The following is a 26129-nucleotide window of genomic DNA, read 5'->3' on the forward strand; positions in this document are numbered from 1 at the left end:
ATTCTCCGGGCCAGTCTTGCGTGGGCGGGCCATTTCTTAATTGGCCCAAAAATTGCTTATTACTGGGATTTGGTCAAGCGCCGAGGCGTTGTGGACCGGCAATTCGCCTGCACGCACCGCTACAGGCTGAAATTGTCGCCGAGATAAAGCCTGCGCACATCCGGATTGGTGACGATGTCGTTGGCGCGCCCATGGGTCAACACCTCGCCGGCATGGATGATATAGGCGCGGTCGATCAGACCGAGCGTTTCGCGGACGTTGTGATCGGTGATGAGGACGCCGATGCCGCGCGAGGTCAGGTGCCGGACAAGCGCCTGAATGTCGGCGACCGAAATCGGATCGACGCCCGCAAATGGTTCGTCGAGCAGCATGAAGGTGGGGTCGGTCGCAAGGGCGCGGGCGATTTCGAGGCGCCGGCGTTCGCCGCCTGAAAGGGCGATGGCCGGCGACTTGCGCAGGTGGGTGATCGAAAATTCGCCAAGCAGGTCGTTGAGCTTGCTCTCGCGCCGCTCGACGTTCTTGTCGTGGATCTCGAGCACGGCGCGGATGTTTTCCTCCACCGTCAGCCCACGGAAGATCGAGGCTTCCTGCGGCAGGTAACCGACGCCGAGCCGCGCCCGGCGGTACATGGGCATGGTGGTGACGTCGTTGCCGTTGATCTCGATCGCTCCCTCGTCGACGGGGACCAATCCGGTGATCATGTAAAAGCAGGTCGTCTTGCCGGCGCCGTTCGGGCCGAGCAGACCGACCGCCTCGCCGCGCCGTACGACAAGCGAGACGCCGTTGACGACGCGCCGCGAGCGGTAGGATTTCGTCAAGCCGCGGGCGATCAGCGTGCCGTCATAGCGCGCCTTGTCGACCGTGCGCGCAGCAACAGCTGCCGCCGACGGTTTCTTGCCCCGTTTGCGTTTGGGAAGAAAGGGGATCTGCACGTCCGAATCTTGCATCAATTCTGCTTGCGGGACTGCGGATCGAGCTGAATCTGCACGCGGCCGCCACAGGCCTCGAGCTGGGCTTCGCCCGTATCCATTTGCACGTTCAACTGGCAGCCGACGAAGACGTTCTTGCCCTCCGACAACACGACCTTCTCGCCCTTGAGCACGATCGTCTGATTGGTCAGGTTGACGAGACCGGTATCGCCCGTGGCCTGCTGGGCGCCGGAGCTCAAGAACACCTTGTTGCTGACCTCGATCCGATCGATATCGGCGTTGCCGCTGGTGATCGTCGCGCCTTCGGTCGCCTTGTAGAAGACGGTCATATTGCCGGCCTGCAGCGTCGTCGTGCCCTGCACGACCTTTACATTGCCGGTGAAGATCGCCTTGCTTTCCGGATCCTTGATCTCGAGCTTGTCGCTCTCGATCTGGATCGGCTGGTCGTTGGAAAGCTGCATGCCCTTCATGCGGCTGGATGTAGCCTGCGCCAAGGCGCCGGAAGCAATGATCAAAGCGCCGATCCCGGCGGCAGCCAAGGTGGCGGATACCTTAAAACAAACGGTAGATGTGACCGACATGGGGTGCACCAGGTCCTATTTGGCGTTCTTGCGGATGGCGCTGGGTTCGACATTGACCCGGACCATGCCTTCGAATGTTACAATACGTCCCTTATCTGTCATTCGCAGCGACTGCGCAATGATCGATCCGCCGTTCATGCTGATGGCAATCGGATGCTTGGTCTCCATCTCGCCGGCGTCGATATCCAGATATGCCGACTGGAAATCGGCATTGACACCATTATTCATAGAAATAGTGAACGGGGCGTTCATATCGAGCGTATTTCCGCCGCGATCGTAAATGCCGCTCGTCGCGTCGACCGTCGCGACCAAAGTCTCGTTGACCGGCATCTCGGCATGGATCTTCTCGAGCGTGATGATGTCCGGATTGGCGATGTCCTGGAGCGCCCGCTGGGCTTTCATGGAATAGCTGATGTCCTGCCGGTTGCGGCCGGAAATCGCCGGATTCTGCATGACGATCTTGCCGTTTTCGATCGTCGCGGTTTCGAGTTGCAGTTCCTCCGGCAGAAAGGCGCGGATGAAGGAGATGGCGGCGAAGACGAGGGCGATGACGCCGGCCGCGAGCGGCAGGACGATCTTCAGGCGCTTCACCCGCGCGGAGTGGCGCGCCGCCGATGCATAGGCATCGACGGCGCTCGTGCCCGTATCGGCGACGATATCGGGAAAACGCGCTTGGTTCAGCATCAAGAGCCTGTCGGTTCCGTTGGAATCTTGCGATATCCGCAAGATCCGCATTTATAAGCCATGGCGTAAGTCACGGCGAATATGGTTATTTTGTTATCGTCCGGCAATGGAGGGGCAAAAACTTTGAAAGGACTGCGAAAAACGCGGGCTTTCGACTTTCCTCCGTCGCCAGCCGCGCCTATCTAGCCTGCCACCGCGGGCGCAGATAGCATGTTCCTGAGGAAACTGACAGGACCCGCGCCAAGATTTGGGAGATGCCCATGGACGAACTCGCCATTGCCGATCGCCGCAGCCTGCGCCGGAAGCTGAGCTTCTGGCGCTGGACCGCTGCTGCCATTCTCGTTCTGGGCGGTTTCGCGCTCGTTGCCTTTTCGGGCTGGACGGAGGTCAGCGAACGGGCCCGCGAGCACGTTGCCCGCGTGACCGTGACGGGCGTCATCCAGGACGATCGGGAACTGGTCGAGAGGCTGGAGAGCATCGCCGACAACAGTTCCGCCAAGGCTCTGATCGTGACCATATCGTCGCCGGGCGGCACCACCTATGGCGGAGAGGTGCTCTACAAGGCGATCCGCAAGGTCGCAGCCAAGAAACCGGTGGTCTCCGACGTCAGGACGCTTGCCGCCTCCGCCGGCTACATGATCGCGCTTGCCGGCGATCGGATCGTCGCCGGCGAAACCTCGATCACCGGCTCGATCGGCGTCATCTTTCAGTATCCGCAGGTCAAGCAATTGATGGACAAGGTCGGCGTGTCGCTGGAGTCGATAAAGTCGCGGCCGCTGAAGGCCGAGCCCTCGCCGTTCCATCCGCCAAGCCCCGAGGCAAGGGCGATGATCCAGACGATGATCGACGACAGCTATAACTGGTTCGTCGATCTCGTGGCGGAGCGGCGCAAGCTGCCGCGGACGGAGGCGCTGGCGCTGGCAGACGGCCGGATCTTCACCGGGCGGCAGGCGCTCAGGGACAAACTCGTCGACACGATCGGCGGCGATGACGAGATCAGGGCATTTCTGGCCGAGCGCAAGGTGTCGAAGGACCTGCCTGTCGTGGATTGGAAAGATCCGGGCGGCTCCTTCCCCTTCGGGTTCTCGACGGTCGTATCCAATTGGCTCAAGCTGTTGGGATATGATGCTTTTCCGGCGATGAACGGGCTCGAAAAGATCGGCGGCGACAAGTTGTTTCTTGACGGTCTTGTTTCGGTTTGGCAGGTTGATGCTCAATAAGGAAGGCTAGAAATGCCGCCCTGAGGCGTGATGGGGCCTCACCCATGCTCCGGGCGTCCGGCGAGGCCTTCCAAGCGTCACAAACATTCAGAAAAAGCAAAAGACCAGGGGGGCGAAAGTGATCAAGTCAGAACTGGTGCAGATTGTGGCCGCGCGCAATCCGCATCTCTATCACCGCGACGTCGAAAACATCGTCAATGCGGTCCTCGATGAGATCACTGATGCGCTCGCGGCCGGAAACCGGGTCGAACTGCGCGGTTTCGGTGCCTTCTCGGTGAAGAACCGGCCGTCGCGCTCGGGCCGCAATCCGCGCACGGGCGATTCCGTCTTCGTCGAGGAGAAATGGGTACCGTTCTTCAAGACCGGCAAGGAGCTGCGTGAGCGACTCAATCCCGGCATGAATGGTCAGGATGAAGACTGAGCGAGAGGCGCAGGGACCATAGCGCCGCGCGTTTCTGAAAGCGGCGGTCGCCCCCTCTTATTCCAATCTGTGCGCCGTGCCTGCCGAAGAGCATTCCGAGCCGGTGCCATAGCCGGAGCGGTGCATGTTCAAGAAAATCGTCAACATCGTCGTGCTCGTACCGCTTGGGGTGATCCTTATCGCCTTGAGCGTCGCCAACCGCCAGTCGGTGACACTGTCGCTCAATCCCTTTGATCCGGCCGACAGCGTGCTTTCCGTATCCGCGCCGTTTTTCCTTTTCCTGTTTCTCGCGGTCGTCCTCGGCCTGTTCCTCGGGGCGGCCGTGGTCTGGCTCAGCCAGGGCAAGTACCGCCGGCGCGCGCGCAATGAAGCCCATGAGGCGCTGAAATGGCATCGCGAGGCCGAAAAGCACCGCAGTGAGGCCGAAAGGCTGGCGCAGTCGAGCCTGCCTGCACCGCAGAACTGACGGGCCGAGGTGCGGGCGCTCGTCAGCCCGCCGGTTCGCCGCTGACGGCGAGGTTTAAATTGGCGAAGAATTGCTGCGCGAGCTTCTTGGCCGTCGAATCGATCAGGCGAGAACCAAGCTGGGCGAGCTTGCCGCCGACTTCGGCCTTGACGTCGTAACGCAGCACCGTTTCGTCGCTCGCTTCGGAAAGCATGACATCCGCGCCCCCCTTGGCGAAACCGGCGATGCCGCCCTTTCCTTCGCCCGATATCCTGTAGCTTTCGGGCGGATTCAGGTTGGAGAGCGTGACCGTGCCGTTGAAGGTCGCGGAAACCGGACCGATCTTGACCTTCACGACGGCCGTGAGTTCCGTCGGCGAGACCGTCTCAATCGCCTGGCAGCCGGGAATGCACCGCTTCAGGACCTCGGGGTCGTTCAGGGCTTGCCAAACCGCTTCACGCCGTGCCGCGATCCGCTCCTCTCCGGTAATGTCCATAGAGCTTCCTCCCGTCTGGTGAAGTCACCGATCTTCGCAGACCGGAAACGGCTTTGCCAAGAGCATCCACGATGCTATTGCACGCAGTGAGCAAGTCGCATCCGTCAGGGTGCGCGGCCAAGGCACATTCCCTCTGCTGGCCGGGCAAAGGGATGTGCCGGTGATCGAGCGAAATCCAAGGATCAGGGCGTGAAGGAAAAAGATCGGCGATCGAAGAACGCCTCGGTCACGGCGGCCAAGGGACGCGGCGCGGAGGCGCGCGGCGGTCGCCACGAGCAAAGGCATTCAGCGGCAAAGGGCGGTCCTCAGAAGGGCAAGGCCGGCGCGCCGCCGCCAAAGGCGGCGCCGCAGAAATTGCCGCGTCCGGCCGCACAGGAGAGCACGCCGCCGCGGCGCGTGGAGCCGCGGAGCGGCGAAAAGCCGATCGAGGCGGTGCCGCTCATCCTCGAAACGCGGCCGACCGCCGGCTACCACCTGATCGACAGCGGCGACGGCGAGAAGCTGGAACAGTACGGGCCCTATCGCATCGTCCGGCCCGAAGCCCAGGCGCTGTGGCCGAAGGCGCTGCCCTCTGGCGTCTGGGAAAAGGCGGATGCGATCTTCACCGGCGACACCGACGAGGATGGCATGGGCCGTTGGCGTTTCCCGCGAGAGACGCTCGGGGAAACATGGCCGATGCAGCTTCTCGACACGGATTTTCTCGGCCGATTCACCTCGTTCCGGCACGTCGGGGTTTTCCCCGAACAGCTTGCCCACTGGTCGTGGATGAAAGACCAGGTGGCCTCGGCCGACCGGCCGCTGAAGGTGCTCAACCTTTTTGGCTATACCGGCGTCGCCTCGCTGATCGCGGCAAAGGCGGGCGCGGAGGTGACCCACGTCGATGCTTCCAGAAAGGCGATCGGCTGGGCACGCGAGAACCAGGCCATGGCGCGCGCCGAGAAACTGCCGATCCGCTGGATCTGCGACGACGCCATGAAGTTCATCCAGCGCGAGGAGCGACGCGGCAGCCGCTACGACATCATCCTGACAGACCCGCCCAAGTTTGGCCGCGGTCCGAACGGCGAGGTCTGGCAGCTCTTCGATCATCTGGCGGCGATGCTCGACATCTGCCGCGAAATCCTGTCTGAGGATGCTCGCGGCCTGGTGCTCACCGCCTATTCGATCCGCGCCAGCTTCTATTCGATCCACGAGCTCATGCGCGAGACGATGCGCGGGCGCGGCGGCCGCGTGGAATCGGGCGAACTCATCATCCGCGAGGGCGGTCTCGACGGCACGGCGCCGGGGCGGGCGCTATCCACCTCCCTCTTCAGCCGCTGGGTACCCAAATGAAATCTGACAGAAGCGATCACGGCACGCCGCGCGTCGGCCAGGTGAAGGAGGTCACCAGCCTCACCAATCCGATCATCAAGGATATCCGCGCGCTTTCCCAGAAGAAGCATCGCGACGAGACGCGTTCCTTCATGGCCGAAGGACTGAAGCTGGTGATCGATGCGCTCGATCTCGGCTGGAAGATCAAGACGCTCGTCTATGCCAAGGCGGCCAAGGGCAAGCCGCAGGTCGAGCAGATAGCGGCAAAGGCGGTGGCAAAGGGCGGGCTCGTCCTCGAGGTCAGCGAGAAGGTGATCTCGACGATCACCCGCCGCGACAACCCGCAGATGGTTGTCGGCATCTTCGAGCAGCGCTACCAGCCGCTCAAGGATATCCGCCCTCAGGAAGGCGAGACCTATGTGGCGCTCGACCGGGTGCGCGACCCCGGCAATCTCGGCACGATCATCCGCACGGCAGACGCCGCCGGAGCGTCCGGCATCATCCTGGTCGGCGAGACCACCGATCCATTCTCGCTCGAAACAGTACGCGCGACGATGGGCTCCGTCTTCGCCATGCCGATCGCGCGGGCCAGTGTCGAGGAGTTCGTCCGCTGGCAGAAGTCGGCGGGCGTCCAGGTGGTGGCGACGCATCTGGCGGGCTCCGTCGACTATCGCACCATCGACTACCGGTCGAAGCCGGTCGTCCTGCTGATGGGCAACGAGCAGGCAGGCCTGCCGGTCGAACTCGCCCGCGAAGCCGGCGCACTGGCGCGCATTCCGCAAGCGGGCCGAGCCGACTCGCTCAATCTGGCGATTGCCACCGGCATCATGCTGTTCGAGGCGCGCCGCCATCTTCTGTCGCTGGATGCTCGCTGATGAGTGAACGCAACACGCTCTTTTCCCGGCCGCTGCCGATCGCGCTTTTCATTCTCGCCGCGCTCGTTGCGGATCAGATGATCAAGTATCTGGTGGAAGCCTTCCTGCCCTTCCAGGAGGCGGTGCCGGTCATCCCGATGCTCGCCCTCTACCGCACCTATAATTACGGCGTCGCCTTCTCGATGCTTTCCGGCATGGAAGGCTGGTTCATCGTCGGCATTCGTCTCGCCGTCGTCACCTTCGTGCTCTGGCTGTGGCGCCGCACCCCCAAGGACCGCTTCTTCGCCCATCTCGGCTATGCGATGATCATTGCCGGCGCGCTCGGCAACCTCGTCGACCGGCTGCTTTTCGGCTATGTCATCGATTATATCCTGTTCCACACCGCCACCTGGTCCTTCGCCGTCTTCAATCTCGCCGACAGTTTCATCACCGTCGGTGCCGGTGCGATCATCCTGGACGAGTTGTTGCAGGCGAAAAAACCGCGGTCGCTAAAACTTTAGACATCCGCTGAAGCCATTCGGAAGACTTGCTATGCCAGGTTGAAGGTATGAGCGAGCTACCATTGGGCAAGCATCGGAACCAAGCCGGCTCGGGCGCGCGATCCGGAGCGGCTGGAATGACGTTCTCGAACGCGACTACGCTCGGTGGTGGCTTGCGGCCGGCGATCGGCGGCGAAGCATCCGTCGGGCGACTTCTACTTGCGCTCGCCGGCCTCGCTGCTGCGGGCGTTCTGCTGGTCGTCGGCGCGCGCGCCGATCTTTATCTGCTGCCGGTCCTTGCAGCCCTCAGTGCCCTTGTTGGCGGCTTTCTGCTGCTCTCCGGCCATGGCACGGCCTGCGGGCAGGTTCCGGAGGCGGGCGGGGCCGCAGCCGATGCGCTGTGTTCCGAGACGGCGAAGCTGCTTTCGACGATCCATGACGCGCTGGGCGACATCGCCCTCGTCCGGGGCTTGGACGGCCGGATCGTCCAGGCGAATCGGGTGTTCTCGCGGATGTGCGGTCGAGCCGATGTGCGGGGGCTGACCTGCGCTTCGCTGGGCCTCGAGTTCGAAGCGCGGCCGGATCCCGACCGTTTCATCGTCCGTTTGTTGACGCCGGCGGGTTTGCGCCTCTTCGATTGGCACGATGTCGTGATCCGCGCGCCGGCGACCGGTCGGCTGATGCGCCACAGCATCGCCCGCGACATAACGGAGGAAGCGCAGGCGGCACGCCGGCGGGAGGAGGCGCGGCAGCGCGCCGAAGAGGCGAGCCAGGCGAAATCGCGGCTGCTTGCGACCGTTACGCATGAGATCCGCACGCCGCTTTCCGGCATTCTCGGAATGAGCCATCTGCTCGCCCAGACGCAACTGTCGGCCGAGCAGCGGAACTACCTTGCCGACATGCAGCAGTCGGGCCACGCCTTGGTTCAACTGGTCGAGGATCTGATCGACTTCTCCTCGCTCTCGGCCGGGCGTTTCCAATTGCATCCGTCCGGGCAGGACTTGCGCCTCGTCATTGAGAATGTCGTGGAGATGCTCTCGCATCGTGCCCATGAAAAAGGCATTGAAATCGGCGCCGCGATCGATGCGAATGTACCGCTTCGCCTGGCCTTCGATGCGGCGCGTCTGCGGCAGGTGCTCTTCAACGTCATCGGCAATGCCGTGAAGTTCACCGAGTGGGGGGGCGTGCTCGTCACGGCCGGCTTCGAAGAGGGGATGGTGCGCATCCGTGTCCATGACACCGGCCTCGGCATGTCGGCCGACGAGCTGGCGCGTGTCTTCGATGAGTTCGAGCAGGCCGGCGACGATGCCCAGCGCTCCAAGGGAACGGGTCTTGGGCTGGCGATTTCCCGCCGCATCATGGAGGCCTTCGGCGGCAGCCTGACCGCGTCGAGCATAGCGGGAGAGGGGAGCCGCTTCGAAATTTGCTTTCCGGTCACTGGAGCTGATTCGGCGGTTCAGCCCCGCCGCGATGTCCTCGCCGACTCCCATGTCCTCTTGCTCGCTCCCGAGGGGCCCGCTTCGACGGCGTTTGCTGCGACGATCGAGACGCTCGGCGGCAAGTGCCACCGCGCCCGAACCCTCTCGGCCGCGCGCGCGGTCGCAACCGACGCGCTCGCCGGCCGCTTGCCGCTCACGGATATCATCGTCGATCGCCGCCATGCGGGCCAGTGGCGCGAACTCCTGACCCTGGAGCCGGCGCTCGGGCAACAACGATTGCGCAAGACCTGCCTGATCAGCCCCGAAGAGCGCAGCAGTCATCCGGTAAGCCGGATGGGCGGCTACGAGGCCTGGCTGATACGCCCCTTGCGGGAGAAATCACTGGTCGAGGTGCTGCTCGGCCGCATGACGGGCATCGAAAGGCGCGACGGGATCAACGACAACAGGCCAATCCTGAGGGCGGAGCCGCCGAAGGCGGCGGCGGTCTCACACGACCGCCGGGTGCTGCTCGCCGAGGATGATCCGGTGAACGCCTTAATTCTGCGGAAAATGCTGGAAAGTGCCGGACACACCGTCCATCCCGTTGGCGACTTCGCCACGCTCGGGGCCGTCTTGCGGGAGAAGAGTGTGCCGTCGCTCATCGTCACGGACTTCAACATGCCGGGCGGCGACGGCCTTGCGCTGCTGCGGCGCCTTCGCGCAAACGGAGCCTTCGGAACGGGACGTCGCGTGCCGGTGATCGTTCTGACTTCGGACGTCCGCAGTGATCTTCATCGGCACCTGCTTGCGGCGGGTGCGGACGCCGTGCTCACAAAGCCGGCAGAACCGGATCTGTTCCTCGGCGAGGTCGCTCGGCTGCTCGGTGCCGGGCAAGCCTAACCTCTGCCGCGGCATTGTCCCGGCTCGGGGTTGTCTTGCGTCTTCGTGTCACTATGTTGTTGCAGAAACGTGGTCTAAGCCCGACGGACACTGACGATTCGGGATGACACGGCATGACGATCGACCTTCTGGATTCGACGAGCGTGGTTGACACTTCACAGGCTTGCGTCCGCAAGACGATTGCGGGACCGGCAACCGATGTTCTCGGCCGCATCGCCAATCTCGAAACGCGCCTTGCGCGTACGGCCGCGGAGATCGACGCTGCGCAGGCCGTGCGCTACCGGGTCTTCGTCGAGGAGATGAAGGCGCAGGTGGCGCCCGAAGCCGAACGGCGCAAGCGCGATGTCGATGGTTGGGACGCGATCTGCGACCACCTGCTCGTCCTCGATACGTCGATCGAAGGCGATGCCGAGGAGCAGATCGTCGGCACCTATCGCCTGCTACGCCAGGAGGTCGCCGCTCGGGCGGGCGGCTTCTATTCCGCTTCCGAGTTTGCGATCGGCGATCTTCTCGCGCGCCATCCGGACAAGCGCTTCATGGAACTCGGCCGCTCCTGTGTCTTGCCGGAGTACCGGACCAAGCGCACGGTGGAACTGCTCTGGCAGGGCAATTGGGCCTATGCGCTGAGGCATGGCATCGATGCCATGTTCGGGTGCGGTTCGCTTCCGGGCGTCGTTCCCGCGGAGCACGCGTTGGCGCTCTCCTTCCTGCACCACAATATTCTGGCCCGCGACGAATGGGCAGTCGCCGCCCGGCCGGAGCTCTATCGTACGATGGATCTGATGCCGTCGGAGGCGATCAATCCGAAGAAGGCGCTTGCGGCCTTGCCGCCGCTGATCAAGGGCTATATGCGCCTCGGTGCCATGGTCGGCGAGGGTGCGGTGGTCGATCATGCTTTCCGTACGACGGATGTGCTGATCGTTCTGCCGATAAGCAATATTTCCGGTCGCTATCTCAACTACTACGGTGCCGACGCGGGACGTTTTTCTTCATCCGTCTCCTGATCCCTCCATCAAGCCGATCATTCGAGCGGTTCCGATCCTCGGCGAAGCCATGCCATTTTCTAAGTCCCGTAGATGTTAACCACTTATTAAGTATATGTTTGACTTCTAACATAAAACCGCGAAAGTCTACCCTCGTGGTTGGATCGAATTTTCATCACGAAGCAGTGTAGAAAACAAAGGAATGATCACTCCCGCGACCGGAGACGAGCCGCGGTTCTCGATAAATTCCTATTTTTTATGACGTAAGGTGTAGATCGGCCACAAATATATTGAGCCCACGTCCTTTCCCAAGGAGGTGGGCTCTTGTTTTATTTAGAGACTCTGTGTCGTTATTCTACAGTTTCGCAGGTGCGCTCCGCCGGGTGCTCCAGATCGCGCCAAAACGGCACACCCAGTCGGCTCAAGTCCCGGCATTGTAGGCGGCGATTGCAGCCAGGTTGACGATGTCGGAGTCCTTGGCCGACATGGAGACGATCTGCACCGACTTATCGAAGCCGACGAGCAGCGGGCCGATGACCGTCGAGCCGCCCAGTTCCTGGAGCATCTTGGTGGAGATCGAGGCTGAGTGGAAGGCGGGCATCACCAGCACGTTGGCGGTGCCGGACAGCCGGCAGAACGGATATTGCTCCATCACCCGATGATTGAGCGCCACGTCGGCGGCCATTTCGCCGTCATATTCGAAGTCGACACGGCGTCGGTCGAGAATCTTCACGGCCTCGCGCACCCGCTCTGAGCGCTCGCCCGATGGATGGCCGAAGGTCGAGTAAGCCAGCATGGCGACCCGCGGCACGTAGCCGAGCCGCTTGGCGAGGCCGGCGGCCTCCTCGGCAATATCGGCCAGTTCCTCGGCCGACGGCATGTCGTGCACGGCGGTGTCGGCGACGAGCACGGTGCGGCCGCGGCAGAGCGCGATCGAGACGCCGATCACCCGGTGGCCGGGCTTTGCGTCGATGCAGCGGCGGACGTCCTCGAGCGCCGTCGAATAATTGCGCGTAAGACCGGTGACCATGCCGTCGGCATCGCCAAGCGCGACCATCGAGGCGGCGAAGTGGTTGCGGTCGTTGTTGATCAGCCGCTGCACGTCGCGGAAGAGGTAGCCCTTGCGCTGCAGGCGGGCATAGAGGAAGTCGGTATAGGCGCCGACACGTTTCGACAGGCGGGCATTGACGATCTGGATGCCCGGTCGGTCGAGGTCAATGCCTTCCCGCTCGGCGGTTTCGCGCATCTGCTCCTCGCGTCCGAGCAGGATGGCCGTGCCGAGCTGCTGGTTCGCATAGGCAATGGCCGAGCGCATCATCTGCACTTCCTCGCCCTCGGCGAAGACGATGCGTTTCGGCTGGCGGCGGACGCGCTCGTAGATGCGCTGCAGCGTCGATGCGATCGGATCGCGCCGGGCCGAAAGCTGCTGCCCGTAGGCATTGAGATCGGTGATCGGCTTGCGCGCGACGCCCGTCTCCATGGCTGCCTTCGCGACCGCCATCGGGATCGCCGAGATCAGGCGCGGATCGAAGGGCACCGGAATTATGTACTGCGCTCCGAAGCGCGGCCGGTTGCCCTGGTAGGCGGCGGCGACGTCGTCCGGCACGTCTTCCTTGGCGAGGCTGGCAAGCGCTTCCGCCGCGGCGATCTTCATCGCGTCGTTGATCGTCGAGGCGCGCACGTCGAGCGCGCCGCGGAAGATATAGGGGAAGCCGAGGACATTGTTGACCTGGTTCGGATAATCGGAGCGGCCGGTCGCGACGATTGCATCGTCGCGAATCTGGGCGACCTCTTCCGGGGTGATTTCCGGATCCGGATTGGCCATGGCGAAGATGATCGGCTTCGGAGCGAGCGAGCGCACCATATCGGGTGACAGCGCGCCCTTTGCCGAGAGTCCGAAGAACACGTCGGCGCCCTCGACCGCCTCGGCCAGCGTCCGGCGATCGGTCTCGACCGCATGCGCCGACTTCCACTGGTTCATGCCTTCGGTGCGGCCCTTGAAGATCACGCCCTTGGTGTCGCAGAGGATGATGTTTTGCGGATTGAAGCCCATCGCCTTGATCAGCTCGATGCAAGCGATGGCGGCCGCACCGGCGCCGTTGCAGACGAGCTTGGTCGTCTTGAAGTCGCGCCCGGTCAGCGTCAGCGCATTGATGAGACCGGCGGCGGCGATGATCGCCGTGCCGTGCTGGTCGTCATGGAACACCGGAATGTCCATGACCTCGCGCAGTCGTTGCTCGATGATGAAACAGTCCGGTGCCTTGATGTCCTCGAGATTGATGCCGCCGAAGGAGGGACCGAGGAAGCGCACGCAGTTGATGAATTCGTCGACATTCTCGGTATCGACCTCGAGGTCGATCGAATCGACATCGGCGAAACGCTTGAAGAGCACCGACTTGCCCTCCATCACCGGCTTCGAGGCAAGCGCCCCCAAATTGCCGAGGCCGAGGATCGCCGTGCCATTCGAAATAACCGCCACCATGTTGCCGCGCGCCGTGTAGTCATAGGCCGTCGCCGGATCCTCGGCGATTGCCTTGACGGGAACGGCGACACCCGGCGAATAGGCGAGCGACAGGTCGCGCTGCGTCGCCATCGGTTTCGTCGGCGAGATCTCCAGCTTGCCGGGACGACCCTGGGAATGGAAGTCGAGTGCTTCCTGTTCAGTCACGCTCGTCCTCGTGCGGTCGGACTTGTCGGTAGCCGGCATGTTTCCTCAACCTCCTGTGGGCGACCCTTTCGATCAGCCTCTTTGTTGTTGTCGTCTATAAATGCTTGCGGATAGTGTGACATCTCTTTTTTTGGAACAATCATGAATTTCATGCCTGACGCATCGAGCCGCACGGGCGACGTCCTTTCCGTGTCCGATCTGGCGAGCGAGGAGAGCCGCTCCACTGCCACGCCGATGATGGAGCAGTTCATCGAGATCAAGGCGAACAATCCGGATTCGCTGTTGTTCTACCGGATGGGCGATTTCTACGAGTTGTTCTTCCAGGATGCGGTGGAAGCCTCCCGCGCGCTCGGCATTACGCTTACCAAACGCGGCCAGCATCTGGGCCAGGACATCCCGATGTGCGGGGTGCCGGTGCACGCCGCCGACGACTACCTGCAGAAGCTGATCGCGCTCGGCTTCCGGGTCGCCGTCTGCGAGCAGGTGGAGGACCCCGCCGAAGCGAAGAAGCGCGGCGGCAAATCGGTGGTGCGCCGCGACGTCGTGCGGCTGGTGACGCCGGGGACGATCACCGAGGACAAGCTGCTCTCGCCCTCGGAAACCAATTATTTAATGGCGCTCGCCCGCATCCGCAGCGGCTCGGATCCGGCCTACGCGCTCGCCTGGATCGACATTTCCACCGGCATTTTCCGTCTTGCCGAGACGGCCGAGAGCCGGCTGCTCGCCGACATCCTGCGCGTCGAGCCGCGCGAGCTGATCCTGCCCGACACCGTCTTCCACGATCCGGAGCTGCGGCCGGTCTTCGACGTGCTCGGACGGGTGGCGGTGCCGCAGCCGGCAGTCCTCTTCGACAGTGCGACGGCGGAAGGCCGGATTGGCCGGTACTACGGCGTAAAAACCCTCGACGGCTTCGGCACCTTCTCGCGCGCCGAGCTTGCGGCCGCTTCGGCGGCGATCTCCTATGTCGAGAAGACGCAGCTCGCGGAGCGTCCAGCGCTTGGTATTCCCGAGCGCGAGAGCGCCGCCTCGTCCCTCTTCATCGATCCCGCAACCCGCGCAAATCTCGAACTCGCCAAGACGCTCTCCGGCGCCCGTGACGGAAGCCTGCTGCGTGCCCTCGATCGGACCGTCACCAGCGGCGGCGCGCGCCTGCTCGCCGAGCGGTTGATGTCGCCTTTGACAGATCCGGAGCGGATCAACCAACGGCTCGATTCGATCGAGGTCCTGCTCGACCAGCCGAGCTTCGCCATGGATGTCCGCGATGCCTTGCGGCGTGCACCGGACATGCCGCGTGCCCTGTCCAGGCTCGCGCTCGGCCGCGGCGGGCCACGCGATCTCGGCGCCATCCAGGCAGGGCTTCGGGCAGCGGTGGCTATCTCGGCGCTGCTTTCGGGCGCCCGGCTCTCCGCGGAACTCAGCGAGGCGCAAGCAGCGGTCGCCGCCTTGCCGGCGTCGTTGCTGGCACGTCTCGATTCGACGCTTGGCGAAGATCTGCCGCTTCTGAAACGCGACGGCGGTTTCTTGCGCGAAGGGGCGAGCAGCGAACTCGACGAGATGCGGGCGCTTCGCGACCAGTCGCGCCGTGTCATTGCCGGCCTGCAGCTTCAGTATTGCGAAGAGACCGGCATCAAGTCGCTGAAGATCAAGCACAACAACGTGCTCGGCTATTTCATCGAAGTCACCGCCGGCAATGCCGGGGCGATGACCGACACGGACGCCGGCCGTGCCCGCTTCATCCATCGCCAGACCATGGCGAATGCGATGCGCTTCACCACCACGGAACTTGCCGAGCTCGAGACGAAGATTGCCAATGCCGCCGATCGGGCGCTTGCGATCGAGCTCGAGGCCTTCGAGGCGATGGCCCGCGAGGTCGTCGCCGAGGCCGACGCGATCAAAGCGGCGGCGCTGGCGCTCGCGACGCTCGACGTCTCGGCGGGGCTTGCCGTGCTTGCCGAGGAGCAGAACTATGCGCGGCCGCTCGTCGATCACTCGCGGATGTTTTCGATCGACGGCGGACGCCACCCGGTCGTCGAGCAGGCGCTCAGGCGCCAGGCGGCCAATCCTTTCGTCGCCAATGGCTGCGACCTGTCGCCTCCGGACGGTCCTGAGGCCGGCGCCATCTGGCTGCTCACCGGCCCCAACATGGGCGGCAAGTCGACTTTCCTGCGCCAGAACGCGCTGATCGCTATCATGGCGCAGATGGGCTCCTTCGTGCCCGCCAATGCCGCCCATATCGGCATCGTCGACCGGCTCTTCTCGCGCGTCGGCGCCTCGGACGATCTCGCCCGCGGCCGCTCGACCTTCATGGTCGAGATGGTCGAGACGGCGGCGATCCTCAACCAGGCGACGGACCGATCGCTGGTCATCCTCGACGAGATCGGCCGCGGCACCGCTACCTTCGACGGCCTGTCGATCGCCTGGGCGGCGGTCGAGCACCTGCACGAGGTCAATCGCTGCCGCGGGCTCTTCGCCACCCATTTCCATGAACTGACGGTGCTGTCGGAAAAGCTCGGGCGGCTTTCCAATGCGACGATGCGGGTCAAGGAATGGGACGGCGACGTAATCTTCCTGCACGAGGTCGGTCCGGGTGCGGCCGACCGTTCCTACGGCATTCAGGTCGCCCGTCTTGCGGGTCTGCCGGCCTCCGTGGTGGCGCGGGCGAGGGACGTGCTTGCCAAGCTCGAGGATGCCGACCGAAAGAACCCGGCAAGCCAGCTGATCGACGACCTGCCGCTCTTCCAGGTCGCGGTCAGGCGCGAAGAGGCGGCGAGGGCCTCCGTCCCCTCCAAGGTCGACGAGGCGCTGCGAGCGCTCAACCCCGACGACATGACGCCGCGTGAGGCGCTGGATGCGCTCTACGCCTTGAAAAAGGACCTGGCTAGCCGTTGACTTGGGAGGCGAGTCTTAACGCGCCCGGGCCGTTGTGCAGCGTCCCGATTTTTCCTGTCAATCGACTGGCAAAAAGGCTATACAGCGCCGCGTGCCTTTTCATGAGGGCATGTGGTAGTGCTTGAAATGCTGCATGATTCCGGCGCTTGCACATGCAGCGAACGATACGATCAGTCGGACAGGACGCCTCCCGGCACTCAATGGCCAGACACGAAACTTCCTTCCCCGAAATTCTCGACGTTGCCGCGCTTCGGGCGAAGTGCGGCTTCATCGCCTCGGCCCATGCCGAGCAGCGCGAGCCGATGCGCCGCGCGCTTCTCGCCGCCTTCAAAGAGGCGAACAATGCCGGCCGCACCAAGGCACGCGAATTGCTCGCGGCCGACGGGGCCGGGATCAAATGCGCCGAGCGCATCTCCTGGCTTCAGGATCAACTCATCACCGTTCTGCACGATTTCGTGCTGAACGAGGTGTTCGACGCCGCCCATGCGCCGCCAGCATCCCGGCTCGCCGTGACCGCGGTCGGCGGCTATGGCCGCGGCACGCTGGCGCCGGGCTCGGATATCGACCTGCTCTTTCTGCTGCCGCCGAAAAAGGCGGTCTGGTCGGAACCCGCCATCGAGTTCATGCTCTACGTGCTGTGGGACCTCGGCTTCAAGGTCGGCCATGCGACGCGCACCATCGACGAATGCATCCGGCTGTCACGCGCCGACATGACGATCCGCACCGCGATCCTCGAATGCCGCTACATTTGCGGCTCCGAGGCGCTGGCGGGCGAACTCGAACAGCGCTTCGATCACGAGATCGTCCGCAACACCGGCCCCGAATTCATCGCCGCCAAGCTTGCCGAGCGCGACGGGCGCCACCGCAAGGCGGGCGACACCCGCTACCTCGTCGAGCCGAACGTCAAGGAGGGCAAGGGGGGCCTGCGCGATCTGCACACGCTGTTCTGGATCGCCAAGTATTTCTATCGTGTCAAGGATCCGGCTGACCTCGTCAAGCTTGGCGTTTTGTCGCGGCAGGAATACAAGCTCTTCCAGAAATCGGACGATTTCCTCTGGGCAGTGCGTTGCCATATGCACTTTTTGACCGGAAAGGCGGAAGAACGGCTGTCCTTCGACATCCAGCGCGAGATTGCCGAAGCGCTCGGCTATCACGACCATCCGGGCCTCTCGGCGGTCGAACGATTCATGAAGCACTACTTCCTCGTCGCCAAGGACGTCGGCGATCTCACCCGCATCTTCTGCGCCGCGCTTGAGGACCAGCAGGCCAAGGACACCCCGGGGATCTCGGGCGTCTTCAGCCGTTTCCGGCACCGCACGCGCAAGATTGCCGGTACGCTCGACTTCGTCGACGATGGCGGCCGCATCGCGCTCGCAAGCCCGGACGTCTTTAAACGGGACCCGATCAACCTGCTGCGCCTGTTCCACATCGCCGATATCCACGGGCTGGAGTTCCACCCGAACGCGCTGAAGCAGGTGACGCGTTCGCTCGGCCTGATCACCCCGCATCTGCGCGAAAGCGACGAGGCCAACCGGCTGTTCCTGTCGATCCTCACCTCGCGACGCAATCCGGAACTGATCCTGAGGCGCATGAATGAGTCGGGCGTGCTCGGCCGCTTCATTCCGGATTTCGGCAAGATCGTCTCGATGATGCAGTTCAACATGTATCATCACTATACTGTAGACGAGCACCTGCTGCGCTCGGTCGACGTCCTGTCGCGGATCGATCGCGGCCTCGAGGAGGAAGCGCACCCGCTGACGGCGATGCTGATGCCCAGCATCGAAGATCGCGAGGCGCTCTACGTCGCCGTGCTGCTGCACGACATCGCCAAAGGCCGGCCCGAGGATCACTCGGTCGCCGGCGCCAAGGTTGCCCGCAGGCTCTGCCCGCGTCTCGGCCTCTCGGCGAAGCAGACGGAGACGGTGGTCTGGCTGGTCGAGGAACATCTGACCATGTCGATGGTCGCGCAGACCCGCGACTTGAACGACCGCAAGACCATCCTCGACTTCACAGACCGCGTGCAATCGCTCGAGCGCCTGAAAATGCTGCTGATCCTGACCGTCTGCGACATCCGGGCGGTCGGCCCCGGCGTCTGGAACGGCTGGAAGGGGCAGCTGCTGCGCACGCTCTATTACGAGACCGAGCTGCTTCTCTCCGGCGGTTTCTCGGAACTGTCGCGCAAGGAGCGGGCAAAGCACGCCGCCCATATGCTTGCCGACGCGCTCAAGGATTGGTCGAAGAAGGAGCGGGACGCCTATGTCCGGCTTCACTATCAGCCCTATCTCCTGACCGTGGCGCTCGAGGATCAGGTGAGGCACGCCGGATTCATCCGTGAGGCGGACCGGGCCGGCAAGACCCTGGCGACGATGGTGCGCACCCATCATTTCCACGCCATCACCGAGATCACCGTGCTTTCGCCGGACCACCCGCGCCTGCTGACGGTCATCGCCGGCGCCTGCGCCGCGGCGGGGGCCAACATCGTCGACGCGCAGATCCATACGACCTCGGACGGCCGCGCGCTGGATACGATCCTCGTCAACCGGGAGTTCTCGGTCGACGAGGACGAGACGCGGCGCGCGGCAAGCATCGGCAAGCTGATCGAGGACGTGCTCTCCGGCCGCAAGCGCCTGCCGGAGGTGATCGCCAGCCGCACCCGGGCAAAGAGGCGCAGCAGGGCCTTTACCGTGACGCCCGAGGTGACGATCAGCAACACGCTGTCGAACAAGTTCACCGTCATCGAGGTCGAGGGCCTCGACCGGACCGGCTTGCTTTCCGAGATCACCGCGGTGCTCTCCGACCTGTCGCTCGACATCGCCTCGGCCCATATCACCACCTTCGGCGAGAAGGTCATCGACACCTTCTATGTGACCGACCTGGTCGGCGCGAAGATCATCAACGAGAACCGGCAGGGTAACATTGCCGCGCGCCTCAAGGCCGTGCTGGCCGGCGAGGTCGACGAGGCGCGCGAGCGCATGCCCTCCGGCATCATCGCTCCCGCCCATCCGCCGCGGGCGTCGCACGGTTCCAGAACGACAAAAGCCGAAACATGAGCCTCGTCAAGAAATTCGCAACCGTCGGCGGCGCGACGCTTGGAAGCCGCGTCTTCGGGTTCGTGCGCGAAACCTTCATGGCGGCTGCACTCGGGACCGGGCCGGTCGCCGACGCTTTCAACACGGCCTTCCGGCTCCCCAACACCTTTCGCAGGCTTTTCGCCGAGGGTGCATTCAACTCGGCCTTCGTGCCACTCTTCGCCAAGGAGATCGAGGCGCGCGGCATGGACGGCGCCCGCCGCTTTTCCGAAGAAGTGTTCGGCGTGCTCTTCACCGTTCTTTTGTTGCTGACGATCGCGATGGAACTGGCGATGCCGTTCATCGTGCGCGAACTGATTGCGCCCGGTTTCGCGGACGATCCGGCGAAGTTTGCAAGCACAGTTACCTTCGCGACGATCATGTTTCCCTATCTCGCCTGCATGTCGCTGGCGGCGATGATGGCGGGCATGCTCAATTCGCTGCATCGCTATTTTGCCGCGGCGATCGCGCCGGTCTTTCTCAACTTCATCCTGATCGGCGTGCTCGCCTATGCCTGGTATAGCGGCCAGGACGCGGTCGCTGTCGGCTACAGCCTCTCCTGGGGGGTCATGGCGGCCGGCCTCGTCCAGCTTGCGATCGTCTGGGTTGCCGTGCGCAATGCCGGCATCCGGATCGGTTTCCGCCGCCCGCGGCTGACCGCCAATGTCCGGCGCCTGCTCGTGCTGGCCCTGCCGGCGGCGATCACCGGCGGCATCACCCAGATCAACCTGCTGATCAACACCAATATCGCCTCGGCCAAGGAAGGGGCGGTCTCCTCGCTCGTCTATGCCGACCGCATCTACCAGCTTCCGCTCGGCGTCGTCGGCATCGCGGTCGCAACCGTGCTCTTGCCGGAGCTGGCGCGGGCGCTTCGCGCCGGCAACCTCAACGAGGCGTCGAACCTCCAGAACCGCTCCGTTGAATTCACCCTGTTCCTGACCTTGCCTGCAGCCGCGGCGCTGCTCGTCATGTCGGAGCCGATCGTCCGGCTGCTCTTCGAACGCGGTAAGTTCTTACCGGAATCGACGGTCGTCGTCGGGCATATCCTGGCGATCTACGGTCTCGGCCTGCCGGCCTTCGTACTCATCAAGGCCTTCATCCCGGGCTTCTTCGCCCGCGAGGACACGCGTACGCCGATGATCTTCGCGGCGATATCGGTGGCGGTGAACGTCTCGCTGGCGCTGACCCTGTTCCCGTCCTTGGCGGCAAGTGGCATCGCTACCGCCGAGGTCGTCGCCGGCTGGGTCAACGCGCTCCTGCTCTTCGCCACACTTGCCTGGCGCGGCCACTGGGGCCGCGACATTCCGCTTCTGACACGAATACCGCGCCTCGTGATCGCCGCCGCGGTCATGGCGGCGGCGCTCCACTACGCCATCCAGTGGCTGGCCTTCCCGCTTTCCTCCGCGGCGCCGCTGGCGATCCGCGCCGCAAGTGTCTGCGGCCTGGTGGCGGTTGCGATGTTGATCTATTTCGCCGCTGCCTTCGGCCTCGGCGGCGCCAGCCTGGGGATGATTCGCCGCAGCTTGAAGCGCAAGGCGGCACCGGCGGCTGCTTCGGCAGCCGGTGAGGGGACGGACGAGCCATGACGCAGACCATTGCCCGGGTCGCCATTCTCGTTCCGGACTATGACGCGGGTATCGCCTTCTATTGCGGCAGGTTGGGGTTCGAACTGATTCAGGACACCGCTGTCGGCGATGGCAAGCGTTGGGTGCTGGTGCGGCCGAGAGGCGCGACCGAAACCGCGCTGCTCATCGCCAGGGCCGAGGGCGATCGGCAGAAAGCGGCGATCGGCAATCAGACCGGCGGCCGCGTCGGCTTCTTCCTCTTCACCGACGACTTTGCCCGCGACCATGCGGCGATGCTTGCCGCCGGCGTCGAATTCCTGGAGATGCCGCGCCATGAGGCCTATGGGACTGTCGCCGTCTTCACCGATCCGTTCGGCAATCGTTGGGACCTCCTGCAACCCGCCTCTTGATTGCATTTGGCCCGCCGTGCATAAGCGCGGCGATATCAATTGGTGGGCCCTCCACAAGCCCGATGAGGACGACATGAACGAATTCAGGCCGCTCGTATTTTCCGGCGTTCAACCGACCGGCAATCTGCATCTCGGCAACTATCTCGGCGCGATCCGCAAATTCGTCGCGCTGCAGGAGAACAACGACTGCATCTATTGCGTCGTCGACCTCCACTCCATCACCGCGCAGCTCGTGCATGACGACCTGCCGGGCCAGATACGCTCGATCGCGGCCGCCTTCGTCGCCTCGGGCATCGATCCCGAGAAGCATATCGTCTTCAACCAGTCGGCGGTGCCGCAGCATGCGGAGCTTGCCTGGATCTTCAACTGCGTCGCCCGCATCGGCTGGATGAACCGGATGACGCAATTCAAGGACAAGGCCGGCAAGGACCGCGAGAACGCCTCCCTCGGCCTGCTTGCTTACCCGAGCCTGATGGCGGCCGACATCCTCGTCTACCGCGCCACCCATGTTCCGGTCGGTGACGACCAGAAGCAGCATCTGGAGCTCACCCGCGACATTGCCCAGAAGTTCAATATCGACTTCATGGAGCACATAAGGGCGCGCGGCTACGGCGTCGATATCGTCGTCGGCGAAGAACCGATCCATGCCTATTTCCCGCCGGTCGAGCCGCTGATCGGCGGACCGGCGCCGCGCGTCATGTCATTGCGCGACGGCACGAAGAAGATGTCGAAATCCGATCCGTCCGACCTGTCGCGCATCAATCTGCTGGATGATCCGGAGACGATCGCGAAGAAGATTCGCAAGGCCAAGACCGATCCCGATGCGCTGCCGAGCGAAGCCGAAGGGTTGAAGGGCCGCCCGGAGGCGGAAAACCTCGTCGGCATCTATGCCGCACTTGCCGACCGGACGAAGGATCAGGTCCTCGCCGAGTTCGGCGGTCAGCAATTCTCGGTCTTCAAGCCGGCCCTTATCGATCTCGCCGTCGAAGTGCTGTCGCCGATCACCGGCGAGATGCGTCGCCTGATGGACGACACGGCGCATATCGACTCGATCCTCAGGAATGGCGGCGAGCGGGCGCGGGCGCGGGCGGAAAAGACCATGCGCGAGGTTCGCGAGATCATCGGCTTTTTGCAGTAGTCCGCCGAAATGAGAGCTTGCGGGACGCATGCGGCGATGTAATGTTCGCCGCATGGTTTCCACCCGACTCTCACGACTGGAAGGTCATCGCCGCAAGTTCATGGCGGTGATCGACGACACGCCCGAATGCGGTCGTGCCGTGCACTATGCAGGCATGCGCGCCAAGAACTCCAATGGCGGTCTCGTGCTCCTCTATGTTATCTCCGACGCCGACTTCCAGCAATGGCTGGGCGTGGAGGAAATCATGCGGGCGGAGGCGCGCGAGGAGGCCGAGGCGACGCTGGCCAAGGTCGCGCAGACGGTACGCGAGAGAATCGGCATCGAGCCGGAAATCGTCATTCGCGAGGGGATCGCCACGGAGCAGATATACGCGCTGATCGAGGAAGATCGGGATATCGCCATCCTCGTGCTTGCCGCGGGATCGGCGAAGGAAGGGCCAGGCCCTCTCGTATCGTCGATCGCAGGCAAGGCGGCGGCCTTTCCGATTCCGGTCACGGTCATTCCCGATCTTCTGACCGACGAGGAGATCGACGCGCTGACCTGACCGTGCGGCAGAACGCGCCCTTGCGGCGCCGGAGCGATGCCCCTATATTTTTGAACAATTCTAAAGAGCCGGTTGAGAGCGCTCCCGGCGCAACGGAGAGAACCATGTTCATCCAGACCGAAGCCACGCCGAATCCGGCCACGTTGAAGTTCCTACCGGGCAAGGTGGTGATGGAGAACGGAACCGCCGAATTCCGAAGCGAGGAAGAGGCGCGCGCCGGTTCGCCGCTGGCAGCACGGCTTTTTTCGATTCCCGGCGTCAGCGGCGTCTATTTCGGCTACGACTTCATCACCGTCAGCAAGGAAGGGCAGGAGTGGCAGCACCTGAAGCCTGCGGTCCTTGGCTCGATCATGGAACATTTCATGTCCGGCCAGCCGATCATGTCGGGCGCCGGCCGAGCCGAAGAGACGGATCAGGAAGGTGAGTTCTATGACGAGGGCGACGAGGCGATCGTCGCGACGATCAAGGAACTGCTCGACACGCGGGTGCGCCCGGCCGTCGCCCAGGATGGCGGCGACATCACCTTCCGGGGTTTCAAGGACGGCACCGTGTTCCTGAACATGAAGGGAGCCTGCTCCGGTTGCCCGTCCTCGACCGCGACGCTCAGGCACGGCGTGCAGAACTTGCTGCGCCATTTCGTGCCCGAGGTCGAATCGGTCGAATCGGTCTGAAGCCGTCCTCGGATTCGGATGATAGCGGCTTAGGCTGGTTGCAGCCCCAGGATTTTCGGAACACCGACGACAGGTGACGGCTGCGGCCGCGCCTTGCAGCGGAAGAGCCTCTTCGCGGGCCGGCGAAGCAGCGCAGGGAGGTCATGGCGTCTCACAATGTTGGTCCTTGCCATCGATACCTCGGGCAGCGGTTGCGCGGCTGCAGTCTATGACGGGGCGGCGGGCGAAGTGCTGGCCCATGCCGGCGCCGACATCGGCCGCGGTCATGCCGAGCGCCTGATGGAGTTCGTCGATGAGGCGCTCTTCGCCTCCGGCAGGGAACTTGCGGACATCGACCGGATCGCCGTCACCATAGGGCCGGGGTCGTTCACCGGCATTCGCGTCGGCGTCGCAGCGGCGCGCGGCCTGGCGCTTGCCCTCGGCAAGCCCACCCTCGGCATCACCACGCTTCAGCTTGCTGCCGAGAGCGCCAGGGAGAAACAGCCGGGGAGGCCGGTGCTGGCGGTCATCGACGCGAAACGGGACGAGGTCTATGTTCAGGCCTTCAGCTCGCTCGGCGAGGCGCAAGGCGAGCCCGAAATCCTGCCGCTCGCCATAGCTCGCGACCGGTTTTCCGGTTTCGCCGGTGTCATTAGCGGCTCCGGCGCACCGCTCGTCGCCTCGGCGGAAACGGTCGGCAAGCCGGACGAAAACGCCATCGATATAGCCCTTGTCGGCCGGCTGGGCGCTGAGGCCGATCCAGCCTCGGCCAAGCCGAAGCCGCTCTATTTGCGAGGCCCGGATGCAAAGCCTCAGGCGGGCTTCGCCGTCAGGAGGGCGACGGCAGGATAGACCCGTTCAGTCAATCGAGACGGCCGGCCGGTGCTCTGGATGAGGAGGGCGCGGTACCGTCGAGCCGGATGCGCAGGACAGAGATGAGCTTCACCGACTATTTCACGCGCCGAACTGAATTCGACATCTTCCCGCTAGAGGAGGCGGACCTGACGGCGGCGGCAACTCTGCACAGCCAGCGTTTCGCCAAGCCCTGGAGCGACGGCGAAATTCATGCGCTCCTGCTGCAGAAAACGGTTTTCGGCTTTGCGGCCCGCCAGACGAATGGCGCGCTTCGCCCTGCATTCGGAGGTTTCGTGCTGTCGCGTGCCGCCGCGGGCGAGGCCGAGGTCCTGTCGATCGGCGTCGATCCGCGTTTTGCCCGCTCCGGTCTCGGCTGGCGGCTGATGCAGGCGGTGATGCGCGAGGCGATCGTCAAGGGCGCCGAGACCCTGTTCCTCGAAGTCGACGAGACGAACCTGGCAGCGATCGGACTTTACGGCAAGCTCGGCTTCGCAAAGGTTGGCGAACGCAAGGGCTATTATCAGGGAGCGAGCGGGTCGCGCACCGCTGCCCTTGTCATGCGGCTCGATCTTCGCTAGAGCATTTTGCAGGCAGGTGGACTCACCTGCCGTCGCATAAATGCGGCAAACCAATCCGATAGAGCGGCGGCGCGGACGCATTGAGCGCACCCGCTCCAGTCCCGTCGAAGTGGTCGGATCAGAAAGTCTTTCCGGATGATCAACTGGATACGGGTCGCGCTCTACGCCATCCTGCTCGCGATCGTCTCTTTAACGCTGATGCCGGTCCAACTTGTCTGCCTCTGGCTGGATATGAAGCCGCGCCGCTTCCTGCCGCGGTTCTGGCATCGCATCGCCTGCCGTCTGCTCGGTCTTCGCGTTCGGGTGCACGGGGAATTGGATCGGCGGCGGCCGCTGCTGATAAGCGCCAATCACGTCTCCTGGAAGGACATAATGGTCCTGTCGTCCATTGCCGATGTCGTTTTCGTAGCCAAGTCGGACGTCAGGGACTGGCCCGTCTTCGGTATCCTTGCCCGCCTGCAGGCCTCGGTTTTTATTGAACGCGAGCAGAAACACACAACTGGCCACCAGGTGAGCGAGATCGGCCGCCGGCTCGCGGACGGCGAGGTCGTCGTGCTCTTTCCGGAGGGCACGACCTCGGACGGCAACCGCCTTCTCGAGATCAAGACGTCGCTGTTCGGCGCCGCGGCCTCGGCCGTGCCGCAGTCGCCGACCGGCGTCGTGCATGTCCAGCCGGTGGCGATTTCCTATACGGGCATCCATGGCATGCCCATGGGCCGCTACTACCGGCCGATCGCGGCCTGGCCGGGCGACACTGGGCTGCTGCCGCACCTCTTCGGGGTCCTTCGGGAAGGGGCGATCGATGTGGAAGTGGATTTCGGCGAAGCGGTGGATTATGACCGGCACTCCAACCGCAAGACGATAAGCCGCCTCGTCGAGCAGCGGATCCGCAACATGTTGTCGGACCGGCTGAGGGGCCGGGCGCCGGCCCGCGAGAGGACCGCGGCCTAGTGTAGCGGGACCGCCGCCTTGGGCGCCGGGCGAAAATACTTCAACTTTGGGCCGCTTTGCACTAAAGAACCCCG

The 26129-nt window shown here is 63.8% G+C and carries 23 protein-coding genes; 18 read left to right on the forward strand and 5 right to left on the reverse strand.

Annotated features, from left to right (window positions below; translation table 11 throughout):
- Nucleotides 1–119: 119 nt before the first annotated feature.
- The 3 genes from lptB to lptC are packed head-to-tail and all read right to left on the reverse strand — an operon-like array spanning nucleotide 120 to nucleotide 2194.
- On the reverse strand, nucleotides 120–932 hold the full coding sequence (gene lptB / locus ATC00_RS08580; RefSeq protein ID WP_037378786.1) for an LPS export ABC transporter ATP-binding protein: 813 nt from the start codon (nucleotides 930–932) through the stop codon (nucleotides 120–122).
- Nucleotides 933–946: 14 nt separating this feature from the next.
- A complete protein-coding gene (locus tag ATC00_RS08585) occupies nucleotides 947–1510 on the reverse strand; it encodes an LptA/OstA family protein (protein ID WP_037378113.1) in 564 nt (187 codons plus the stop codon).
- A 15-nt stretch (nucleotides 1511–1525) separates the two neighbouring features.
- The gene (gene lptC / locus ATC00_RS08590) at nucleotides 1526–2194 is read right to left on the reverse strand and encodes an LPS export ABC transporter periplasmic protein LptC (RefSeq protein WP_037378116.1); all 669 of its coding nucleotides are present in this window, start codon (nucleotides 2192–2194) and stop codon (nucleotides 1526–1528) included.
- Nucleotides 2195–2454: 260 nt separating this feature from the next.
- On the opposite strand from lptC, the gene sppA reads away from it, so the two are divergent.
- The 3 genes from sppA (at nucleotide 2455) to ATC00_RS08605 (ending at nucleotide 4301) form a co-directional block, all read left to right on the forward strand.
- On the forward strand, nucleotides 2455–3414 hold the full coding sequence (gene sppA, locus ATC00_RS08595) for a signal peptide peptidase SppA (RefSeq protein WP_037378117.1): 960 nt from the start codon (nucleotides 2455–2457) through the stop codon (nucleotides 3412–3414).
- 118 nt (nucleotides 3415–3532) lie between these two features.
- Nucleotides 3533–3835, forward strand: a complete 303-nt coding sequence (locus ATC00_RS08600; protein WP_037378120.1) for an integration host factor subunit beta — start codon at nucleotides 3533–3535, stop codon at nucleotides 3833–3835.
- A 124-nt stretch (nucleotides 3836–3959) separates the two neighbouring features.
- Nucleotides 3960–4301: a LapA family protein gene (locus tag ATC00_RS08605; RefSeq protein ID WP_037378123.1), complete on the forward strand. Its 342-nt coding sequence runs from the start codon at nucleotides 3960–3962 to the stop codon at nucleotides 4299–4301.
- A gap of 22 nt (nucleotides 4302–4323) precedes the next feature.
- Here the strand turns inward: ATC00_RS08605 and ATC00_RS08610 are convergent, their stop codons facing one another.
- Nucleotides 4324–4776, reverse strand: coding sequence for an SRPBCC family protein (locus ATC00_RS08610; RefSeq protein WP_037378125.1), 453 nt, complete (start codon nucleotides 4774–4776; stop codon nucleotides 4324–4326).
- Nucleotides 4777–4965: 189 nt separating this feature from the next.
- On the opposite strand from ATC00_RS08610, the gene ATC00_RS08615 reads away from it, so the two are divergent.
- The 5 genes from ATC00_RS08615 (at nucleotide 4966) to olsB (ending at nucleotide 10760) form a co-directional block, all read left to right on the forward strand.
- On the forward strand, nucleotides 4966–6105 hold the full coding sequence (locus ATC00_RS08615) for a class I SAM-dependent methyltransferase (protein WP_064252532.1): 1140 nt from the start codon (nucleotides 4966–4968) through the stop codon (nucleotides 6103–6105).
- A complete protein-coding gene (locus ATC00_RS08620) occupies nucleotides 6102–6959 on the forward strand; it encodes a TrmH family RNA methyltransferase (protein WP_037378128.1) in 858 nt (285 codons plus the stop codon). Before ATC00_RS08615 ends, ATC00_RS08620 begins: the two co-directional genes overlap by 4 nt.
- The gene (lspA, locus tag ATC00_RS08625; RefSeq protein ID WP_037378129.1) at nucleotides 6959–7459 is read left to right on the forward strand and encodes a signal peptidase II; all 501 of its coding nucleotides are present in this window, start codon (nucleotides 6959–6961) and stop codon (nucleotides 7457–7459) included. The genes ATC00_RS08620 and lspA overlap by 1 nt, the downstream gene beginning before the upstream one ends.
- A gap of 116 nt (nucleotides 7460–7575) precedes the next feature.
- Nucleotides 7576–9756: a hybrid sensor histidine kinase/response regulator gene (locus ATC00_RS08630; RefSeq protein WP_412458382.1), complete on the forward strand. Its 2181-nt coding sequence runs from the start codon at nucleotides 7576–7578 to the stop codon at nucleotides 9754–9756.
- A 113-nt stretch (nucleotides 9757–9869) separates the two neighbouring features.
- Nucleotides 9870–10760: a l-ornithine N(alpha)-acyltransferase gene (olsB, locus tag ATC00_RS08635; RefSeq protein ID WP_037378131.1), complete on the forward strand. Its 891-nt coding sequence runs from the start codon at nucleotides 9870–9872 to the stop codon at nucleotides 10758–10760.
- A 400-nt stretch (nucleotides 10761–11160) separates the two neighbouring features.
- Here the strand turns inward: olsB and ATC00_RS08640 are convergent, their stop codons facing one another.
- Complete coding sequence (locus tag ATC00_RS08640) at nucleotides 11161–13446, reverse strand: NADP-dependent malic enzyme (protein ID WP_064252534.1); 2286 nt, start codon at nucleotides 13444–13446, stop codon at nucleotides 11161–11163.
- A 102-nt stretch (nucleotides 13447–13548) separates the two neighbouring features.
- Here ATC00_RS08640 and mutS point away from each other — a divergent pair, with 102 nt between their 5' ends.
- The 10 genes from mutS (at nucleotide 13549) to olsA (ending at nucleotide 26055) form a co-directional block, all read left to right on the forward strand.
- Nucleotides 13549–16296 carry a DNA mismatch repair protein MutS gene (gene mutS, locus ATC00_RS08645; RefSeq protein ID WP_064252535.1) on the forward strand — a complete coding sequence of 916 codons (2748 nt, stop codon included), beginning with the start codon at nucleotides 13549–13551 and terminating at the stop codon, nucleotides 16294–16296.
- Between the two features lie 200 nt (nucleotides 16297–16496).
- A complete protein-coding gene (locus ATC00_RS08650; RefSeq protein ID WP_153045186.1) occupies nucleotides 16497–19346 on the forward strand; it encodes a [protein-PII] uridylyltransferase in 2850 nt (949 codons plus the stop codon).
- Entirely contained in the window at nucleotides 19343–20950 is a 1608-nt protein-coding gene (gene murJ, locus ATC00_RS08655) for a murein biosynthesis integral membrane protein MurJ (protein WP_064252537.1), read from the forward strand. The genes ATC00_RS08650 and murJ overlap by 4 nt, the downstream gene beginning before the upstream one ends.
- Nucleotides 20947–21339 (forward strand): VOC family protein, encoded by a 393-nt coding sequence (locus tag ATC00_RS08660; RefSeq protein WP_064252538.1) that lies wholly within the window; start codon nucleotides 20947–20949, stop codon nucleotides 21337–21339. Before murJ ends, ATC00_RS08660 begins: the two co-directional genes overlap by 4 nt.
- Nucleotides 21340–21412: 73 nt before the next feature.
- Complete coding sequence (gene trpS, locus ATC00_RS08665) at nucleotides 21413–22477, forward strand: tryptophan--tRNA ligase (RefSeq protein ID WP_037378144.1); 1065 nt, start codon at nucleotides 21413–21415, stop codon at nucleotides 22475–22477.
- Between the two features lie 52 nt (nucleotides 22478–22529).
- A complete protein-coding gene (locus tag ATC00_RS08670) occupies nucleotides 22530–23021 on the forward strand; it encodes a universal stress protein (RefSeq protein WP_037378146.1) in 492 nt (163 codons plus the stop codon).
- A gap of 104 nt (nucleotides 23022–23125) precedes the next feature.
- Nucleotides 23126–23692 (forward strand): NifU family protein, encoded by a 567-nt coding sequence (locus ATC00_RS08675; protein ID WP_037378149.1) that lies wholly within the window; start codon nucleotides 23126–23128, stop codon nucleotides 23690–23692.
- A 156-nt stretch (nucleotides 23693–23848) separates the two neighbouring features.
- Entirely contained in the window at nucleotides 23849–24523 is a 675-nt protein-coding gene (gene tsaB, locus ATC00_RS08680) for a tRNA (adenosine(37)-N6)-threonylcarbamoyltransferase complex dimerization subunit type 1 TsaB (protein WP_064252539.1), read from the forward strand.
- An 83-nt stretch (nucleotides 24524–24606) separates the two neighbouring features.
- On the forward strand, nucleotides 24607–25104 hold the full coding sequence (locus ATC00_RS08685; protein WP_037378787.1) for a GNAT family N-acetyltransferase: 498 nt from the start codon (nucleotides 24607–24609) through the stop codon (nucleotides 25102–25104).
- A 135-nt stretch (nucleotides 25105–25239) separates the two neighbouring features.
- Nucleotides 25240–26055: a lyso-ornithine lipid O-acyltransferase gene (olsA, locus tag ATC00_RS08690; RefSeq protein WP_064252540.1), complete on the forward strand. Its 816-nt coding sequence runs from the start codon at nucleotides 25240–25242 to the stop codon at nucleotides 26053–26055.
- Nucleotides 26056–26129: the final 74 nt, after the last annotated feature.

The sequence above is a fragment of the Sinorhizobium americanum genome (assembly GCF_001651855.1).
Classification (GTDB): domain Bacteria; phylum Pseudomonadota; class Alphaproteobacteria; order Rhizobiales; family Rhizobiaceae; genus Sinorhizobium; species Sinorhizobium americanum.

Excerpts from the sequence above, each read along its gene's own strand:
- olsA (WP_064252540.1), top strand. The coding sequence starts at position 25,240 with ATGATCAACTGGATACGGGTCGCGCTCTACGCCATCCTGCTCGCGATC.
- ATC00_RS08685 (WP_037378787.1), top strand. The coding sequence starts at position 24,607 with ATGAGCTTCACCGACTATTTCACGCGCCGAACTGAATTCGACATCTTC.
- ATC00_RS08620 (WP_037378128.1), top strand. The coding sequence starts at position 6,102 with ATGAAATCTGACAGAAGCGATCACGGCACGCCGCGCGTCGGCCAGGTG.
- ATC00_RS08640 (WP_064252534.1), bottom strand. The coding sequence starts at position 13,446 with ATGCCGGCTACCGACAAGTCCGACCGCACGAGGACGAGCGTGACTGAA.
- ATC00_RS08605 (WP_037378123.1), top strand. The coding sequence starts at position 3,960 with ATGTTCAAGAAAATCGTCAACATCGTCGTGCTCGTACCGCTTGGGGTG.
- tsaB (WP_064252539.1), top strand. The coding sequence starts at position 23,849 with ATGTTGGTCCTTGCCATCGATACCTCGGGCAGCGGTTGCGCGGCTGCA.
- ATC00_RS08585 (WP_037378113.1), bottom strand. The coding sequence starts at position 1,510 with ATGTCGGTCACATCTACCGTTTGTTTTAAGGTATCCGCCACCTTGGCT.
- ATC00_RS08650 (WP_153045186.1), top strand. The coding sequence starts at position 16,497 with ATGGCCAGACACGAAACTTCCTTCCCCGAAATTCTCGACGTTGCCGCG.
- murJ (WP_064252537.1), top strand. The coding sequence starts at position 19,343 with ATGAGCCTCGTCAAGAAATTCGCAACCGTCGGCGGCGCGACGCTTGGA.
- lspA (WP_037378129.1), top strand. The coding sequence starts at position 6,959 with ATGAGTGAACGCAACACGCTCTTTTCCCGGCCGCTGCCGATCGCGCTT.
- mutS (WP_064252535.1), top strand. The coding sequence starts at position 13,549 with ATGAATTTCATGCCTGACGCATCGAGCCGCACGGGCGACGTCCTTTCC.
- olsB (WP_037378131.1), top strand. The coding sequence starts at position 9,870 with ATGACGATCGACCTTCTGGATTCGACGAGCGTGGTTGACACTTCACAG.
- ATC00_RS08660 (WP_064252538.1), top strand. The coding sequence starts at position 20,947 with ATGACGCAGACCATTGCCCGGGTCGCCATTCTCGTTCCGGACTATGAC.
- ATC00_RS08675 (WP_037378149.1), top strand. The coding sequence starts at position 23,126 with ATGTTCATCCAGACCGAAGCCACGCCGAATCCGGCCACGTTGAAGTTC.
- ATC00_RS08610 (WP_037378125.1), bottom strand. The coding sequence starts at position 4,776 with ATGGACATTACCGGAGAGGAGCGGATCGCGGCACGGCGTGAAGCGGTT.
- sppA (WP_037378117.1), top strand. The coding sequence starts at position 2,455 with ATGGACGAACTCGCCATTGCCGATCGCCGCAGCCTGCGCCGGAAGCTG.
- trpS (WP_037378144.1), top strand. The coding sequence starts at position 21,413 with ATGAACGAATTCAGGCCGCTCGTATTTTCCGGCGTTCAACCGACCGGC.
- ATC00_RS08670 (WP_037378146.1), top strand. The coding sequence starts at position 22,530 with ATGGTTTCCACCCGACTCTCACGACTGGAAGGTCATCGCCGCAAGTTC.
- ATC00_RS08630 (WP_412458382.1), top strand. The coding sequence starts at position 7,576 with ATGACGTTCTCGAACGCGACTACGCTCGGTGGTGGCTTGCGGCCGGCG.
- lptC (WP_037378116.1), bottom strand. The coding sequence starts at position 2,194 with ATGCTGAACCAAGCGCGTTTTCCCGATATCGTCGCCGATACGGGCACG.